Source organism: Ekhidna sp. (assembly GCF_965247405.1).
Taxonomy (GTDB): Bacteria; Bacteroidota; Bacteroidia; order Cytophagales; family Cyclobacteriaceae; genus Ekhidna.
In genome coordinates this window covers 801,160-817,314 of record NZ_OZ252014.1, presented here as the reverse complement: position 1 = coordinate 817,314, position 16,155 = coordinate 801,160, and the positions used below count along the sequence as shown (strand labels likewise).

Sequence of the window (16,155 nt, the reverse complement as noted above, 5' to 3'; positions counted from 1 at the left end):
TAAAAATCAATATGTCCAAAATAGTAATTATAGGAGCAGGAGGAGTTGGTCGCGTCACCGCTTTTAAATGTGCGCAAAACTCAGATATATTCTCAGAGATTGTTCTGGCATCCAGAACCAAATCAAAATGTGATGATATCGCTGCTGATATCAAGAAAGCGCATGGTGTCTCCATTACAACAGATCAGGTGGATGCTGATCATGTGGATCAGGTTGTTGCCTTGTTTAAAAAGCACAATCCAAAAATGGTCATCAATGTGGCGCTTCCTTATCAGGACCTCACCATTATGGATGCATGTTTAGAGGCAGGTGTTCATTATTTAGATACGGCTAACTATGAACCCCCAGAAGAAGCAAAATTTGAGTATAAATGGCAGTGGGCATATCAGGATAAATTTAAAGAAGCCGGACTAACGGCTGTCCTGGGTTGTGGTTTTGATCCTGGAGTTACAGGTGTATTTACAAACCGTGCTGCTACCCATTTTTTCGATGAGATTCATTATTTAGATATTGTGGATTGTAATGCTGGGGATCATGGAAAGGCATTCGCGACGAATTTCAATCCAGAAATCAACATTCGGGAAATCACACAAAAAGGAAAATACTGGGAAGATGGTGGCTGGGTCGAAACTAAACCATTTGAGTTCCGAAAAGAACTGGATTATCCGAATATCGGGAAGCGACCTTCTTACCTCCTTTATCATGAAGAACTAGAGTCTTTGGTAAAAAATTACCCTACAATCAAGAGAGCACGTTTTTGGATGACATTCGGAGACGAATACCTCACTCATCTGAGAGTCATCCAGAACATTGGTATGGCATCAATAGAGCCGGTGAATTACGAAGGAAAAGAAATTGTTCCTCTCCAGTTTTTGAAAGCTGTACTTCCTAATCCGGGTGATCTGGGAGAGAATTATGAAGGTGAAACCTCTATTGGATGCCGTATAAAGGGTATCAAAGACGGAAAGGAGAAAACCTACTACATCTGGAACAATTGTAGTCATAAGGCGGCCTATGATGAAACTGGAGCTCAAGGTGTTTCTTATACCACAGGTGTGCCTGCCATGATAGGTGCTGCTATGATGCTAACCGGAGAATGGACGGGGGCTGGTGTTTTCAATGTGGAAGAATTCAACTCTGACCCATTTCTGGAGAAGCTTGCAACATCTGGCTTGCCATGGCATGAAAAAGAAGATATAGATTTGGGAATGGACTGATATGATTGAGCTATCGAAGATCCCGGAATTTTACAAAGGCTATGTGGAGACATTGGGTCATGGGGATTTGGTGCCTCTGCTGCTGAAGACAGGTGACGAATTCATAGAGTTTGGAAGAGGTTTGTCAGAGGCGCAGGGTGCCTACAGGTATGCAGAAGGGAAATGGAGTATCAAAGAGGTCATACTTCATGTGATTGATTCCGAGCGGATCTTTGCATACCGTGCGCTTCGGTTCGCCAGAAATGACAAGACCGAGATTTCTGGGTTTGAACAAAACGACTATGTTCCGGAATCCAATGCGGACAATCGATCGATTCATAGTTTGATGACGGAGTTCACCAATGTTCGGGCTTCTACAGTTGATTTATTCACTTCTTTCAGTGAGGGGGTGAGAAATCGGACCGGAGTTTCGAATAAGGTAGAGATGTCTGTAGAGGCAATTGGCTACATCATTGCTGGTCATCAAAAACACCATCTGGACATAATCCACGAACGATACACAAAGTGAACATTCCTTCTCCCTGTTTTGTGCTCGATGAAAAGAAGCTGATTCAAAATCTTCAACTGATCGACCATGTCCAAAAATCGGCAGGAATAGAGATCATTCTGGCGTTCAAGGGTTTTGCGATGTGGAGTACTTTTCCTACAGTTAGAAAATACGTTAAAGGTGCTACTGCAAGCTCTCTTAATGAAGTGAAGCTATGCAACGAGGAGATGGGAGTAAAATCCCATACATACTGTGTCGCGTACACTGATGATGAATTTGATGAGATAGCAGTTAAATCTTCACACATCACCTTGAATTCATTAGCTCAGTATCAGCGGTTTATAAATCGAGTTCCAGAAGGGGTGAGCGTTGGATTGCGTGTAAACCCTGAATGGTCTGATGTTGAAACAGACTTGTACAATCCGTCCAGTCCGGTTTCGAGACTGGGAATCACTAGCGAAAATTTGGAGGAGCTTCCTGATAGGGTGGAGGGGCTTCATTTTCATGTCCTATGCGAGTCAGACTCTTATGCACTTGAGCATGTGCTAAAATCCTTTGAAAGCAGATTTGGCCACTACCTGCCGAAAGTAAAATGGGTCAATATGGGAGGGGGACACCTAATGACCCGAAATGGATATGATACGGACCACCTCATTAAGCTTCTGTCAGATTTCAGGAAAAGAAATAATGTAGATGTGATCCTGGAGCCAGGGAGTGCCTTTGCCTGGCAAACAGGTGATTTGCATACGTCAGTACTTGATATTGTGGAAAATGGAGGGAAAAAGACAGCCATATTTGATGGCTCATTCACCTGCCATATGCCTGATTGCCTGGAGATGCCCTATCGCCCGAAATTGGAGAAGGGATCTGATGTGAAAGTAGAAGGATGGCACCCATATCGCTTAGGGGGAGTTAGCTGTCTGGCTGGAGATTTTCTGGATGAGTACTGGTTTGAAAAACCTCTAGAGATCGGAGATTCTATTGTCTTCAAAGACATGATCCATTATACCATGGTGAAGACCAGTACGTTCAATGGTGTCAAGCATCCGTCAATAGGAATCGTAAAACAAGATGGAAGCTTTGAATTGATTCGTGCGTTTGGATACGATGATTTTAAAAATCGACTGTCCTAGTTCTTCAACTTAGGTTCTAAATCACCTCTCATAAACAAATTATATTCTTCACATGAGAGATACCCCTCTCCAAGTGAATAAGGACATGTCTTATACACCTCGTCAAAGATTCCAGCCTGCACGACAACCCCGGAACCGTGACAGACTGGGCAAAGCATTTTTTCCAGTCCTCCACAGTCATACTCAGCGGACTCTAGATCTTCTTCAAACTGCTCAGCCTGAGAACGCTGAATTCTAAGGTATTCGTCCTCTGCATATTGCAGGTATTGGATGGCAGGCTCATAGTACATTCCCTTGGTTCCCTTTAGTTGAATGTACTTATTTAGCCAGTTGATACTTTGTTTGTATTTACCCAGGTGAAAGCTGTTACGACCAAAGAAGTAGGCCATTTCCGACGGAAGCTTCTCCATGTTTTGAAGCACATATTGGAATAGCATCTGGGCACTATCATATTTCCCCAGTGCCATCAGGTTAGCACCATCCTCTATTTTTTTCTGAAGCTCATTCTCACGAACAATCTGAGAGTAGCCAATCGACGAGCTTACGAAGAGTATGAGAAAAAAGAAATTTTTCATGAAGATTCAATAACGACCGGAAAAATAAAATGGTTTGGTGGTCTTGCATTAAAACGAAGCAAAAGATTAACCATTTTTATGATAGGAGGGAATCTTTTGTCACTTTTGGCAATAAATTATTCTTCATTCGTTTTGTGAAGAGGTGCTATGAATAAAATTTTATCTGCTACACTTGTCTATTGCCTGGGTATGGGGTTGCTATTCGCTCAGAATACGCGAACAGCTGAGATCCCCAAGCAGCCCGCCCCAAGGTATCAAGCTGTAAAGAAAGAGAAAAAAAGCTTTTTTTCTTTTTTGAAGAAGAAAGACAAGCCACAGCTCAAATTTTCCGAGGAGGAGCGATTAGCTTTTAGAAAACGAGTGAGTAAAGCATACGCTGAGAATGCAAAGATTGAACGTAAGTCTGAAAAAATTAAGCGTAAAGAAGCTAAGAAAGGAGTGAAATTTCACGGTCATAAGCGTCCGCCCAAAAAGCGACCTCCTGGGAAACAAAAGTTTTGTAAAATCTGCCGGATCAAGCATTAACTAAATCCCCTCTGGAGGGGGTTGTGGGAGGAATAAATCTGAAAGCTGTTGAGGAAATTGAGTGCTGGATAATCAAGCACTAACCTTGTATAAGGTCTGCGACCGCATGCGCAAACCAAAGTGGGCAAGTAATGATCTCCTTATGCTTTGTTTTAAAAACTGATGGTTTACACCTGATTCAGAAACGACATATTTAATAATAGGACGCTGAATTTCTTTTATCTGAGAAAGCTTTGCAATCCATAGCTCATACATTTCCTTCCAGTCACTGTCATAGGCCTCCATGTGTGATCTGCCATCCCACATGATTTCTAATTGATTATCTGCATGATCATGACGGTAGATAGCTGCGAGAACATCGTAATTATCCACTAGTAGCTCTTTTCCTAAATGGATTTTCTCTCTAAGCTCAATGATAAAATCATCAACCAGCCCCATGGGATTATGAAGAAGGTGATAGGCATTTAGTATTTCCTGAAGCCACTGGTCAAGAAGTGCTTCCTTAGAGAAAGCCTGTACGGACTTAAGTAGATAGTTTTTGTCCTGCGAAAAGTATTTTTCTTCTATGAGCATAAAAAAAGGGTAACACAAAGTTACCCTTCAAATGTTAAAAATCTTAATGGATTAATTAAATACGAATGTCCACTCTCCAGCAATACCGCTTGTACGAGCAGTTGGATCAGCAACATCAAATTCAAGCGTCAAAGACCCTTCTCCGATTGAAGCAACAATATCAGTGGTAACACCACCTTGTACTCTGGTGATCACTGTCGCCGCATCATTGATGGTCCATGTTCCGTTCGCCCAGACATCTTCGAATCCAGTTGGAACATTACTTACTGTATATGATCCACCATCGACAGATCCAGTAAAGGTAATTCCGAATGTAGACCAATCACCATCTGCATCGCCAGGGCCAGTTCTCACCGTCGACGGGTTTGAGAAACCACCTGAAATTGTAAGGTTATCTACAGCGATCTCTAAATCTGATGGTCCATCATCTCCACCACCGCCACCGCAGGACATAAAAATAACTAAGGAAGCAAAAACTAAGGCAGCAAGTAAGTTTGATAATCGTTTCATGTGTAATAATTGATTTTTGTTGTCACATGGAATGTTCGGTAGGTTGTAGCTGCAACGAGTCGAATAATTTTTATTTAAGTAAACCTCATTGAAAACTTAGCTTACTGAACATTTCATAATTAGAATCTAAAATAATTGTCTGATTAGATATTAGGACTAATCAAAAGTAGGACTTTTATGTTTTAATACCTATTAAACTAAGAAATCCTATCGAAATTATTCGGCAATCGATCTTTTTTTTAAAGATTAAGCTGTTTTTGACAGATGTCGATTTCTTGCATGTCATTGGATGCAAGAATGACCAACTGCTGTTTTAGCCCCAAAACCTCTTTTTTCCACCAATTAAAACCTTCTGCATCCAAGTTGGAAGTAGGTTCATCCATGAAAATGATGTCGTTTTCGTAGAAAAATGAGGTAATTAGCTTTGCTCGTTGCTTCATTCCTGTGGAAAAATCGGCAATGGGTTTAGAAAGTGGAAGTGAGGCTGATTCGGCCATTTCTTCAATGGAGCATACGTTCTTTTTAAATGTGCTATGAAATTCCAGGAATTCTTTCAACGTAAATTCTTCTATAATCTCCGTATAAGGCCCAACAAAAACAGCTGAATGCTCACTTTCATCTATTTTTTTTCCGTCCACTTCAATTTCCCCTTCGCTGGGAGTCAGAAAGCCAGCAATAATCTGCAGCAGTGTCGATTTTCCGGAACCGTTTTTTCCTGTTATCGCAACAGATGTTCCCGTTTCCAGGGTGAAGTTTTGCGACCTAAAGATCCAGTTCTTCCCAAACTTTTTTCCAATATTTTTTCCTGTCAAAATCATGATTGAATGATCAATTGAGCAATTCTTTTGGAGCACATAAGTAATATTTAGTGACAATTTTACTCATCGCCTTGATGTTTGGTAAATCAGATGCGTCAGCCACGTCTACAACACTTCCGTTTTTTCGTAAAATCTTGATTGATTGGCCTGAGGCAATGTAGGCCGAATTGCTCACAGAGCCTGTTTTTATGAAATAGCCTGCTTCTTCATCATTTACACCATAGAGGTCTTTGACCTTTTGAATAAGATCATCAGTCACGATTCTTCCGGTCGGTTCATTGGAAAAGGAAATTCCTAAAAGCTTTCGGTCTAAAATCATTTTGCTGAGCGTGCGCAACACCTTGTCATCATGATCTTGCCAGAATTTGATGGATCCCCAAATATCTGAATCATCCAGGTGTGCATATACTTCCAGTATGTCAGGGTCCTCAGCAAAGTCCTTGTCAGTGATGTTTCTTTCAAGAAAAATTTTCAACGCAGGAGTGGCTTCCAATTGTTCACCTTGCTGAGTCAAAGTCTTTGCTCTTTTGATTAGCTCAATCAGCATCACCTCTGCACTCACCGCAGTTTTATGCAGGTATACCTGCCAGTACATCAGTCGACGCGCGCTTAGAAAATTTTCAATGCTGTAAATACCCTTTTCCTCCACTACCAAATGTTCACTTGCGACATTCAGCATTTTAATGATCCGTTCAGATCCTATGGCCCCTTCATATACACCTGTAAAAAATGAATCTCTTTTAAGGTAATCTAGCCGGTCAATATCCAGCTGACTGGATACCAATTGGTGAAAGAAAGGCCGTTGGTATTTATTTCGGAATATCTCGATGGTCATATCCAGGGCACCATCAAATTCTTTGTTTAACCGATCCATCATCCACAGGCCTACCTGCTCATGATGCACCCCCTTGAAAAGCGAAAACTCCAGGGTGTGAGAAAAAGGACCATGACCTACATCATGAAGAAGGATGGCAAGCATGCTTGATTGTCGTTCTTTATCTGAGATTTCCACTCCTTTTTCTTGCAGCGCATTCAGCGCTCGTCTCATTAGATCCATTGCGCCAAGCGCATGATGAAACCGTGTATGGAGTGCACCCGGATATACCAGGTCAGTAAGGCCAAGCTGCTTTATTCTTCTGAGCCGCTGAAAGTAACGATGCTCGATGATGTCGAAGATGAGATCGTTGGGTATATTGATGAATCCGTAAACCGGATCATTAAGAATTTTCTTTTTGTTCAACAGCGTTTGTGATTTATTTGAATTTGACAAAGAATCCAAATTTCGTTCAAAAATGACACGTATAAATCTCCTCTTGGGAGGAGGTTGAGGTGGGTTGGATTAATTCGTCATTTTTAAAGAAAATTTGATTAAAGAAAACATTTTCGATTAACCCACCCCCATACCCCTCCAAGGAGGGGAAATAAGGTGTTTTCATTTTATTCTTACGTCAAACTCAGGTTACTTAGCAAAAGAAAGTCAAAACTGAATTAATGCAGCAATTTAAAATCTTATGGGCGGACGATGAAATTGAGCTGCTGAAGCCGCATATTTTATTTCTGGAACAGAAGGGCTACCGGCTCACCCCTGTAAACAGTGGGTCTGATGCGCTGGAAGAAATAGATCATAATCATTTCGATATCGTATTCCTGGATGAAAACATGCCCGGGATGACTGGCTTGGAAACGCTGAACTATATCAAGTCTACGCATCCAAATTTGCCGGTGGTAATGATCACCAAGAATGAGGCAGAAGAAATCATGGAGGAAGCCATTGGTGCAAAAATTGCCGACTATCTGATTAAACCATTAAACCCGAATCAGATTTTACTTTCTGTCAAGAAGATTCTGGATAACAAACGAATCATTTCTGAGAAAACCAACCTGAATTATCAAAAGGAATTTCAAAAACTGGCGATGAATGTGATGGATGCACATGATCATCAGGATTGGATGGATATCTATAAAAAACTGGTGTATTGGGAGCTGGAGCTGGACGAGACGCAGGATAAGAGCATGGTGGAAGTACTTAGTGCTCAAAAAGTGGAAGCGGATGGAAACTTCTCTTCGTTTGTAACCACCAATTATCAGGATTGGATCACAGACCCTGACATGGAGGATCGTCCGCTACTTTCACATAATCTCTTAAAGCAAAAGGTTTTCCCGAAAGTAGGGGAAGAGCCTGTCTTTCTAATCGTCATCGATAATTTGAGATATGACCAATGGAAGGTTATCGAGCCGGATGTGGCCGAGCTGTTTAGTGTGGATTCGGAAGAAACGTATTTTTCCATTTTACCAACCACCACATCGTATGCGCGAAATGCTTTATTTGGGGGTCTGACCCCATTGGAAATGTCCAGACGATATCCTGACCTGTGGGTGGATGAGGAAGATGACGATGGAAAAAATCTGAAAGAAGCAGAACTACTGGAAGCCAATATGGCTCGAAATGCAGTAAAAGAACGGTTTAGCTATCATAAAATCTTAAGGGCGGAGGAAGGGAAGCAGCTAAGTGAAAACATCCCCAACCTGATGAATAATGGATTGAATGCCATCGTATTCAATTTTGTGGATATGCTTTCTCATGCACGCACAGACATGCAAATGATTAGGGAATTAGCTCCTGATGAGTCGGCCTACCGATCCATTACGAAATCATGGTTTACTCATTCTTCACTATACGACACCCTTAAGATTTTAGCGGAGCAAAAAGTGAAAGTGATGATCACTACCGACCATGGAACCATTCGGGTAAATAAAGCCCAAAAGATTGTGGGGGATCGTAAAACCAATACGAACCTTCGCTACAAGGTTGGAAGAAACCTCGCCTTTGATGAAAAGTCTGTCTTTTTCACAAGAGACCCGGAGCAATTGGGTCTACCTAAACCACATGTGAGCTCTGCTTATGTATTTGCGATGGATGATCACTTTTTTGCCTATCCAAACAACTTCAATCACTACGTGCGGCATTATAAAGACACGTTTCAGCATGGAGGTATCTCCATGGAGGAAATCATTATCCCATTTATTACCCTGGCAAATAAATGACCATACCTAATTACAATGAAGATGAGCTTCAGGAAGTAGCCAGAAAACTCCTGAGTAATTTTGGGAACATCAGCGTCTGGTGTTTTAATGCAGAGATGGGAGCAGGAAAGACCACTCTGATCAAAAAGATCTGCGAAGAAAAGGGTGTTCAGAATGAGATGAGTTCTCCAACGTTTTCCATAGTGAATGAGTACCTGGCTGAAAGAGGGGAAGAAATCTATCATTTTGATTTTTACCGTCTGGAGGATATTGAGGAAGCCATTGATATTGGACTGGAAGAGTATCTATTTTCTGGAAATCTTTGTTTGCTGGAATGGCCAGAAATCATAGAACCCCTTTTGCCTGATGAATACCTGCAAATAAGCATTAAATTAGTAGGTGATAACACCCGATCACTAACTGCACAACCTAAATGAACGAAACCTCGAAATCCGGATTTGCGGAGTTAGCCAAAGAGCAGACGCTGTACCCCAAGGAGTCGCCAGCAAAAATTTCCAAAAAGCATCAATCTATGCAGATAGGTGTGCCGCAAGAGATTGCAGATCAGGAAAAACGCATGCCGATTAAACCTTCCTCTGTAGGGGTGTTGGTGGCCAATGGCCATGAGGTAGTCATTGAGACTAAGTCAGGAGAGTCAGCGAATTTTTCCGACACTGAATACAGTGAGGCAGGTGCAAAAATCGCGTATAGTGCGAAAGAGGTTTTTGAATGCAATACGATACTAAAGGTGGAGCCTCCTACACTGAAAGAGATCGAAATGATGAAGCCAGGGAGTACCTTGATTTCAGCTTTTCAGGCAGGCAAGCAAAATGTGAAGTACCTGGAGGCCATCAATAAGAAAAAACTCATTGCTATAGGTTATGAATTCATTCAGGATAAGGTAGGCGGATTGCCCTTGGTACGGGCGATGAGCGAAGTGGCCGGCAGCACGGTCATGGTGATTGCTGCTGAGTATCTAAGCAGCGCGAACGATGGTAGGGGAGTGATTCTGGGTGGAATTACCGGAGTGCCACCTACTCGTGTGGTGATCATTGGAGCAGGAACAGTGGCAGAGTTTGCCGCGAGGGCAGCCCTGGGGCATGGAGCTGAAGTGCGTGTCTTTGATAACCAGATCTATAAGATGAGAAGACTGAAGCACTCCTTGGGACAGGAAATTTATACATCCACTTATGATGAAGCATTGCTTGCAAAAGAGGTAGAGGAGGCTGACGTGTTGATTGGGGCGGTTCGATTTGAAAAGGGACAGACAAAAATGCTGGTAACAGAGGAAATGGTGATGAGTATGAAACCAGGTTCAGTAATCATTGATGTCAGCATTGATCAAGGGGGATGTATTGAGACCTCAGAGCTAACCAATCATAAAAAACCAACATTTGTTAAACACGATGTAACTCACTATTGCGTACCAAATATCGCATCTCGTGTCGCGAGAACTGCCTCTTTGGCGATCTCCAACATCTTCACACCGATCTTGCTGGAGGCAGGAGATTGTGGCGGATTTGACGAAATGATTTACACCCACCCGTGGCTACAAAAAGGGGTCTATTCCTACAAAGGAACCCTCACCAACCTTAACCTAGCCAAGCGATTCAACCTGGCTTTTAAGGACATTAGTTTGTTTATGGCGGCCAGGATATAGTTGTCATAATGCGGCATCAGTTTAGATGGTTCTTTCTTAACTAGCAGCGAAACACTAGTATAGGCGAGCGGTAGAGAAGTGGACTACCAGAAAATTTTATAAACTTGATATGCTTCTCCGATAACACCAAGCCCAGTAAGCCAAATTCCAAAAGCAAGAAGATTTTTCTTGGGCAAGAGTTTTTGAAGGTTCTGAAACATTGAAAGTGCTAGTATTAAATACATGACAGCTATATGAAACCATAAATATTGATTAAAATATGATTCACTGAACCAGGCTTCTTCTAAATGGCCGTATTGAACTAATGTCCTAAGTATTGAGATAATTAATGGGGGAAAAGCAATCAATCCTATCAAATAAATCATGAAAAGCCTATACAATAATTTATTGCTGTCGATTAGCCATTGTCCTAAATCATCTAGCTTGTCTGAAAACCAAATCTCAAGTCGTGTATCAAATCCTTTGAAAAATACCTGAGTAATGGTTAGAAAGAGCCCGCATACCTCTAAGGGTAGAGATATTAGTTGAACAATATCTGTAGTTTCCATCAATCAATATTTTTCGGATATGTCTAATTTACAAAGAAGCCAAACTATCCTCCAGCGTCTTGATCTTCGCCTCTGCGTCAGCCAATTTTTTACGCTCTATTTCTACGACTTTTTCAGGGGCATTATTCACAAAACGTTCATTTGAAAGCTTCTTCTCCACGGATTTCATAAATCCACGCGTGTAGTTAAGCTCTTCCTCTATTTTCTTCTTCTCCGCTTCCATGTCCACATTGTCGGATGCAGGTATGAAAAATTCATCTGACCCTACTACGAAACTAAATGCATTCTCCGGCTTGTCTCCCGATTTGATATCAGACAGATTCGCCAATTTTTTCAAAGAAGCAGCGATTGGTTCTACTGCTTTTGCCTTGGTAGTCAGTTCAAACGCTTCCTTCGGTGAGATGCCTTTAGAACTTCGAATGTTTCGAATACTTGAAGTGATCTCAAACAGTAAATCAACTTCTTTCAATATCTCTGAATCAAAACCTGAAGCTTTAGGCCACTCAGCCACAATGATCGCATCACCATCTTTTCGGTCTTTTAGTTCGTGCCACAGCTCTTCTGTGATAAATGGCATAAACGGATGAAGCAGCTTTAACACCTGCTCAAAAAGCTCAATCGTTTTAGCTTTGGTTGCCGCATCAATCGGTTTGCCATATTCCGGTTTGATCCACTCAAGGTACCAGCTGCAGAAGTCGTTCCAAACCAGCTTGTAGGCCGTCATCAACGCATCAGACATTCGAAACTTGGAGAAGTGATCTTCCATTTCGGTCAATGCTTTGTTAAGCTTACTTTCAAACCACGCAATGGCCTGCTTGTTAACTTCAGGCTGTGCGGTATCAGTAGTTTCCCAGCCACTAACCAGTCGGAAGGCATTCCAGATTTTGTTAGAAAAATTTCTTCCCTGCTCGCAGAGTTTCTCGTCGAAAAGTAAATCGTTTCCTGCCGGTGAACTGAACAACATGCCTGTTCGGACTCCATCTGCACCATACTGCTTGATCAGATCTAAGGGGTCAGGAGAGTTGCCCAGCGACTTGGACATCTTTCTTCGTTGCTTGTCTCGTACAATTCCCGTTAGGTACACATTCTCGAATGGCTTTTCATCCAGGTATTCGTAACCTGCGATCACCATCCGGGCTACCCAGAAGAATAAAATCTCCGGTGCAGTTACCAGGGTATTGGTTGGATAGAAGAAATTCAATTCTTCGTTTTTACTCTTATCAATCTTTCCGGTTGCAGAGTCGTAACATGTTGAATTGAAGCCATCGAAAACCGCAATGGGCCAAAGATTTGAAGACGCCCAGGTATCCAATACATCTTCGTCCTGTCTCAGATCATTGGCAGTCAGGCTATTGTTTCCGGTCGTCTTTCTAGCTTCCTCAACCCCTTGTTCGATATTCTCTGCTACGACAAAATCATTTTCACCTTCACCATAAAAGTAGGCCGGTATCCGCTGGCCCCACCACAGCTGACGGGAGATACACCAGTCGCGCACGTTCTCCATCCAGTGGTTATAGGTATTCTTGAATTTCGGTGGAAACAATTGAATTTCATCATCCATCACCGCCTTGTGGGCGCGTTTGGATATTTCTTTCATTTTGATAAACCACTGCAGGGAAAGCTTTGGTTCTACTACGGAGTTGGTACGCTCGGAACGACCAATCTTGGTGATAAATTCTTCCTCATGTACAAGAATCCCAGCTTCCTTCAGATCTTTCACAACCATCTTACGGACCTTGAATCGATCCTGGCCAACATACTTATCGATCTCACACTTTTCATTGAGGGTACCATCCAGGTTAATGGTATCAATCGTCTCCAGATTGTGTCGCTGACCGATCTCATAGTCATTAGGGTCGTGCGCTGGTGTTACTTTCAGGCAGCCAGTACCGAAATCCAGCTCCACATAATCATCTCCGATAATCGGAATCTCACGGTTGATAAAAGGAACCAAAGCTTTTTTACCAATCAGGTGCTTGAATCGATCATCATTTGGATTTACCGCAATACCTGTGTCACCCATGATCGTTTCCGGTCGCTGCGTAGCGATGGTCACAAACTCATCCGAGTCTTTGATCTGGTATTTTACATGATACAGGATGGCTTTTTCGCCTTCCTCGTTATAGATCACTTCCTCATTGGAAATGGTTGTCTGCGCCTCACAATCCCAATTCACCATCCGCAAGCCACGGTAGATGTATCCTTTGTTGAATAAGTCTACAAACTGTTTGATTACAGCATCGTGGTAGCCTTTGTCCATCGTAAAAGCCGTACGATCCCAATCGCATGAAGCACCTAGTTTCTTCAACTGCTCAAGTATGATGCCGCCGTATTTATCCTTCCATTCGTAGGCGTGCTTTAGAAAATCCTCTCTGGAAAGATCAGATTTTTTGATGCCTTTCTCGCGGAGCATCTTCACCACCTTCGCTTCAGTGGCAATTGAAGCATGGTCCGTTCCTGGCACCCAACAGGCTTCTTTCCCTTCCATACGGGCTTTCCGAATCAAAACATCCTGAATCGTGTTGTTGAGCATGTGACCCATGTGGAGGACACCTGTGACGTTTGGTGGTGGGATGACGATGGTATAGGCTTCCTTGCCGGTCTTTGGAGTGGCATGAAAGAAATTTCTATCCATCCAATACTGGTACCATTTGTCTTCTACCTGTGTCGGGTCATATTGCGTGGAAATGCTCATGAGCGCTCTGCTATAACGTTAATTTTTTTGAAGCCGCAAAGTTAGTAGCTCTCAAGCTTCTTTTCCCTTTGTCAAAGGAATTATGCCATGCATATTTGTAGAAATGAATTCAAATATTAGAAAATGGAAATAGCCGCAAATAATCCAAAACTAAAATCCTGGGTAGAGGTGCCCGCAAATTCAGACTTCCCTATTCAGAATTTACCGTTCGGTATTTTTAAAAAAGAGGGAGTAAAGCGTGTGGGGGTAGCCATAGGAGAAAAGGTGTTGGATCTCGCCGGACTGCAGAATCATGGATTGTTTGATGGGATGGGATTGCCCGATGGCATCTTTGATAGAGAATACCTGAACGATTTTATGAATCTAGGTAAACCGACCGCTCGAAAAGTGAGGGATCGTGTGTCAGAGTTACTGCAAGAAGGAAATGAAGAATTGAAAAATCACTATGCGCTTCAATCTGTATTGAACGATATGGATAAGGTGAAGATGTGCCTGCCGGTGCAAGTAGGTGACTACACTGATTTTTACTCCAGTGAGCAACATGCATTCAATGTAGGCTCTATGTTCCGTGATCCGGACAATGCACTGATGCCAAACTGGAAACACATTCCGGTCGGCTATCACGGTAGAGCTTCATCCATTATTGAGTCAGGAGTACCTATTCACAGGCCAAAAGGACAGCAAAAACCCAATGATGATGAACCGCCTGTTTTCGGGCCATGCAAACTGCTTGATTTTGAATTGGAGATGGCGTTTATCACATGTGGCCAAAATCAATTGGGTGATTCGATCACTACTAAGGAGGCCGAAGATCACATTTTCGGAATGGTGTTGTTCAATGACTGGTCGGCCAGAGATATTCAGAAATGGGAATATGTACCATTAGGTCCATTTTTGGCAAAGAATTTTGCTTCATCTATCTCACCATGGATTGTGACCTTAGATGCTTTAGAACCCTTTAGAATTCCAGGTCCTAAACAAGAGCCAAAAGTGCTTCCATATCTTCAATATGAAGGAAACAAACACTTTGATATTGATCTTGAAGTGGCCATTCAACCGGAAGATAGTGATGAGAAAGTGGTTGGTAACTCTAATTTCAAGTACATGTATTGGAATATGGCGCAGCAGCTGGCTCATCAGACAGTGAATGGATGCAACATCAAAACCGGAGACATGTACGGTAGTGGTACTATTTCAGGGCCGGATGCAAGTCAGTTCGGCTCGATGCTGGAGATTTCCTGGAAAGGAACCAAACCGGTAAAAATGCCTGACGGAAGTGAACGTAAATTCATCCAGGATGGCGATACCGTGATCATGCGTGGACACGGAGAGAAGGATGGTGTGCGTATTGGTTTTGGTGAGGTATCAACGAAGGTTTTACCCGCTAAATAAAATCTCCTATATCCCCCTTTGGAGGAGTAAGGGGGAGGAAATAATTAACTTATCATGACAATCGATCCGAAAAAAATACCCGTACCTGAGTTACATGGACACCTGCTGGGAGCAGTGGCACCACGCCCCATTGCTTTTGCCAGTACGGTAGATAAAGAAGGAAAAGTAAATCTGAGCCCTTTTAGTTTTTTCAATGTTTTCAGTGCCAACCCTCCAATCATGATCTTTTCTCCGGCTAGGAGAGGACGAGACAACACAACTAAGCATACGCTGGAAAATGTTAAGGAGCATCCGGAGTGTACGATCAATATTGTATCATATGACATGGTGCAGCAGATGTCGCTGAGTAGCACGGAGTATGAGAAGGGGGTGAATGAATTTGCGAAGGCAGGCTTTACTGAAGAAGAATCACAGCTTGTAAAGCCACCAAGAGTGAAAGAGGCACCTGTTTCGTTTGAGTGCAAAGTGATCGAAGTGAAATCACTCGGTGAGCAGGGTGGAGCCGGACAGCTCGTGATCTGTGAGGTACAGCTGATGCACATCGCAGATCGGATATTGGATGAGAATGGTAAAATCCACCCCAATAAACTAGATGCCGTGGCAAGAATGGGAGGCAATTGGTATGCCAGGGCGAGTGGAGATGCTATATTTGAAGTAGCCAAACCTCTGACAACCATGGGCATAGGAGTAGACCAAATACCTGACCAAATTCGAACCAGCACTGTACTAACCGGCAACCACCTGGGTATGCTGGGTAATGTTGAAGCATTACCAACTGAGGAGGAAGTAAAAGATTTTGCCAACGAACCGGAGGTGCGATCGATCCTTGATTCATTCGACGATGAGGAAAATATCCAGCTTGAGCTGCACAAACTGGCTGCAGATCTGCTCAATGATGGGGAAGTGGATACGGCCTGGAAAGTCTTAATGATGGGATAACCTAGTTTTCAAGTCCACAGTCGTCAGTCGACAGTGGACTAAAAAACTGTCAACTAGAA

Annotated in this window: 16 protein-coding genes; 9 read left to right on the top strand and 7 right to left on the bottom strand. The window is 42.6% G+C overall.

The window, feature by feature from the left end; translation table 11 throughout:
• The first annotated feature begins 11 nt into the window (after window positions 1-11).
• From ACP14Y_RS03640 to nspC, 3 genes are read left to right on the top strand one after another with little or no spacing between them, the layout of a single operon-like run.
• Window positions 12-1,217 (top strand): saccharopine dehydrogenase C-terminal domain-containing protein, encoded by a 1,206-nt coding sequence (locus ACP14Y_RS03640; protein WP_424961614.1) that lies wholly within the window; start codon window positions 12-14, stop codon window positions 1,215-1,217.
• Window position 1,218: 1 nt separating this feature from the next.
• Window positions 1,219-1,725, top strand: coding sequence for a DinB family protein (locus ACP14Y_RS03635; RefSeq protein ID WP_424961613.1), 507 nt, complete (start codon window positions 1,219-1,221; stop codon window positions 1,723-1,725).
• On the top strand, window positions 1,722-2,837 hold the full coding sequence (gene nspC / locus ACP14Y_RS03630) for a carboxynorspermidine decarboxylase (protein WP_424961612.1): 1,116 nt from the start codon (window positions 1,722-1,724) through the stop codon (window positions 2,835-2,837). Before ACP14Y_RS03635 ends, nspC begins: the two co-directional genes overlap by 4 nt.
• Here the strand turns inward: nspC and ACP14Y_RS03625 are convergent.
• On the bottom strand, window positions 2,834-3,412 hold the full coding sequence (locus ACP14Y_RS03625) for a hypothetical protein (RefSeq protein ID WP_424961611.1): 579 nt from the start codon (window positions 3,410-3,412) through the stop codon (window positions 2,834-2,836). The two genes, nspC and ACP14Y_RS03625, sit on opposite strands and share 4 nt — an antisense overlap.
• Before the next feature lie 147 nt (window positions 3,413-3,559).
• Between ACP14Y_RS03625 and ACP14Y_RS03620 the strand changes: the two genes are divergently transcribed.
• Window positions 3,560-3,937 carry a hypothetical protein gene (locus ACP14Y_RS03620; protein ID WP_424961610.1) on the top strand — a complete coding sequence of 126 codons (378 nt, stop codon included), beginning with the start codon at window positions 3,560-3,562 and terminating at the stop codon, window positions 3,935-3,937.
• Between the two features lie 72 nt (window positions 3,938-4,009).
• Here ACP14Y_RS03620 and ACP14Y_RS03615 read toward each other — a convergent pair whose 3' ends face one another.
• From ACP14Y_RS03615 to ACP14Y_RS03600, 4 genes are all read right to left on the bottom strand, one after another.
• Window positions 4,010-4,510 carry a hypothetical protein gene (locus ACP14Y_RS03615; protein ID WP_424961609.1) on the bottom strand — a complete coding sequence of 167 codons (501 nt, stop codon included), beginning with the start codon at window positions 4,508-4,510 and terminating at the stop codon, window positions 4,010-4,012.
• Between the two features lie 51 nt (window positions 4,511-4,561).
• A complete protein-coding gene (locus tag ACP14Y_RS03610; protein ID WP_424961608.1) occupies window positions 4,562-5,020 on the bottom strand; it encodes a hypothetical protein in 459 nt (152 codons plus the stop codon).
• 239 nt (window positions 5,021-5,259) lie between these two features.
• Window positions 5,260-5,838 carry an ABC transporter ATP-binding protein gene (locus ACP14Y_RS03605; RefSeq protein WP_424961607.1) on the bottom strand — a complete coding sequence of 193 codons (579 nt, stop codon included), beginning with the start codon at window positions 5,836-5,838 and terminating at the stop codon, window positions 5,260-5,262.
• Window positions 5,839-5,848: 10 nt separating this feature from the next.
• Entirely contained in the window at window positions 5,849-7,078 is a 1,230-nt protein-coding gene (locus ACP14Y_RS03600) for an HD domain-containing protein (RefSeq protein ID WP_424961606.1), read from the bottom strand.
• A 251-nt stretch (window positions 7,079-7,329) separates the two neighbouring features.
• On the opposite strand from ACP14Y_RS03600, the gene ACP14Y_RS03595 reads away from it, so the two are divergent.
• Genes ACP14Y_RS03595 through ACP14Y_RS03585 form a run of 3 tightly spaced genes read left to right on the top strand, consistent with a single transcriptional unit; the run spans window position 7,330 to window position 10,522 of the window.
• Window positions 7,330-8,883: a PglZ domain-containing protein gene (locus tag ACP14Y_RS03595; RefSeq protein ID WP_424961605.1), complete on the top strand. Its 1,554-nt coding sequence runs from the start codon at window positions 7,330-7,332 to the stop codon at window positions 8,881-8,883.
• The gene (gene tsaE / locus ACP14Y_RS03590; protein WP_424961604.1) at window positions 8,880-9,299 is read left to right on the top strand and encodes a tRNA (adenosine(37)-N6)-threonylcarbamoyltransferase complex ATPase subunit type 1 TsaE; all 420 of its coding nucleotides are present in this window, start codon (window positions 8,880-8,882) and stop codon (window positions 9,297-9,299) included. The genes ACP14Y_RS03595 and tsaE overlap by 4 nt, the downstream gene beginning before the upstream one ends.
• On the top strand, window positions 9,296-10,522 hold the full coding sequence (locus ACP14Y_RS03585; protein WP_424961603.1) for an alanine dehydrogenase: 1,227 nt from the start codon (window positions 9,296-9,298) through the stop codon (window positions 10,520-10,522). Before tsaE ends, ACP14Y_RS03585 begins: the two co-directional genes overlap by 4 nt.
• Window positions 10,523-10,605: 83 nt before the next feature.
• On the opposite strand, the gene ACP14Y_RS03580 is transcribed toward ACP14Y_RS03585, so the two are convergent.
• Both ACP14Y_RS03580 and ACP14Y_RS03575 read right to left on the bottom strand, forming a co-directional pair.
• The gene (locus ACP14Y_RS03580; RefSeq protein ID WP_424961602.1) at window positions 10,606-11,070 is read right to left on the bottom strand and encodes a hypothetical protein; all 465 of its coding nucleotides are present in this window, start codon (window positions 11,068-11,070) and stop codon (window positions 10,606-10,608) included.
• A gap of 28 nt (window positions 11,071-11,098) precedes the next feature.
• Complete coding sequence (locus ACP14Y_RS03575; protein WP_424961601.1) at window positions 11,099-13,765, bottom strand: valine--tRNA ligase; 2,667 nt, start codon at window positions 13,763-13,765, stop codon at window positions 11,099-11,101.
• Between the two features lie 123 nt (window positions 13,766-13,888).
• Here ACP14Y_RS03575 and fahA point away from each other — a divergent pair, with 123 nt between their 5' ends.
• Window positions 13,889-15,157 carry a fumarylacetoacetase gene (gene fahA / locus ACP14Y_RS03570; RefSeq protein WP_424961600.1) on the top strand — a complete coding sequence of 423 codons (1,269 nt, stop codon included), beginning with the start codon at window positions 13,889-13,891 and terminating at the stop codon, window positions 15,155-15,157.
• Between the two features lie 54 nt (window positions 15,158-15,211).
• Complete coding sequence (locus ACP14Y_RS03565; RefSeq protein WP_424961599.1) at window positions 15,212-16,096, top strand: flavin reductase family protein; 885 nt, start codon at window positions 15,212-15,214, stop codon at window positions 16,094-16,096.
• Window positions 16,097-16,155 lie beyond the last annotated feature (59 nt).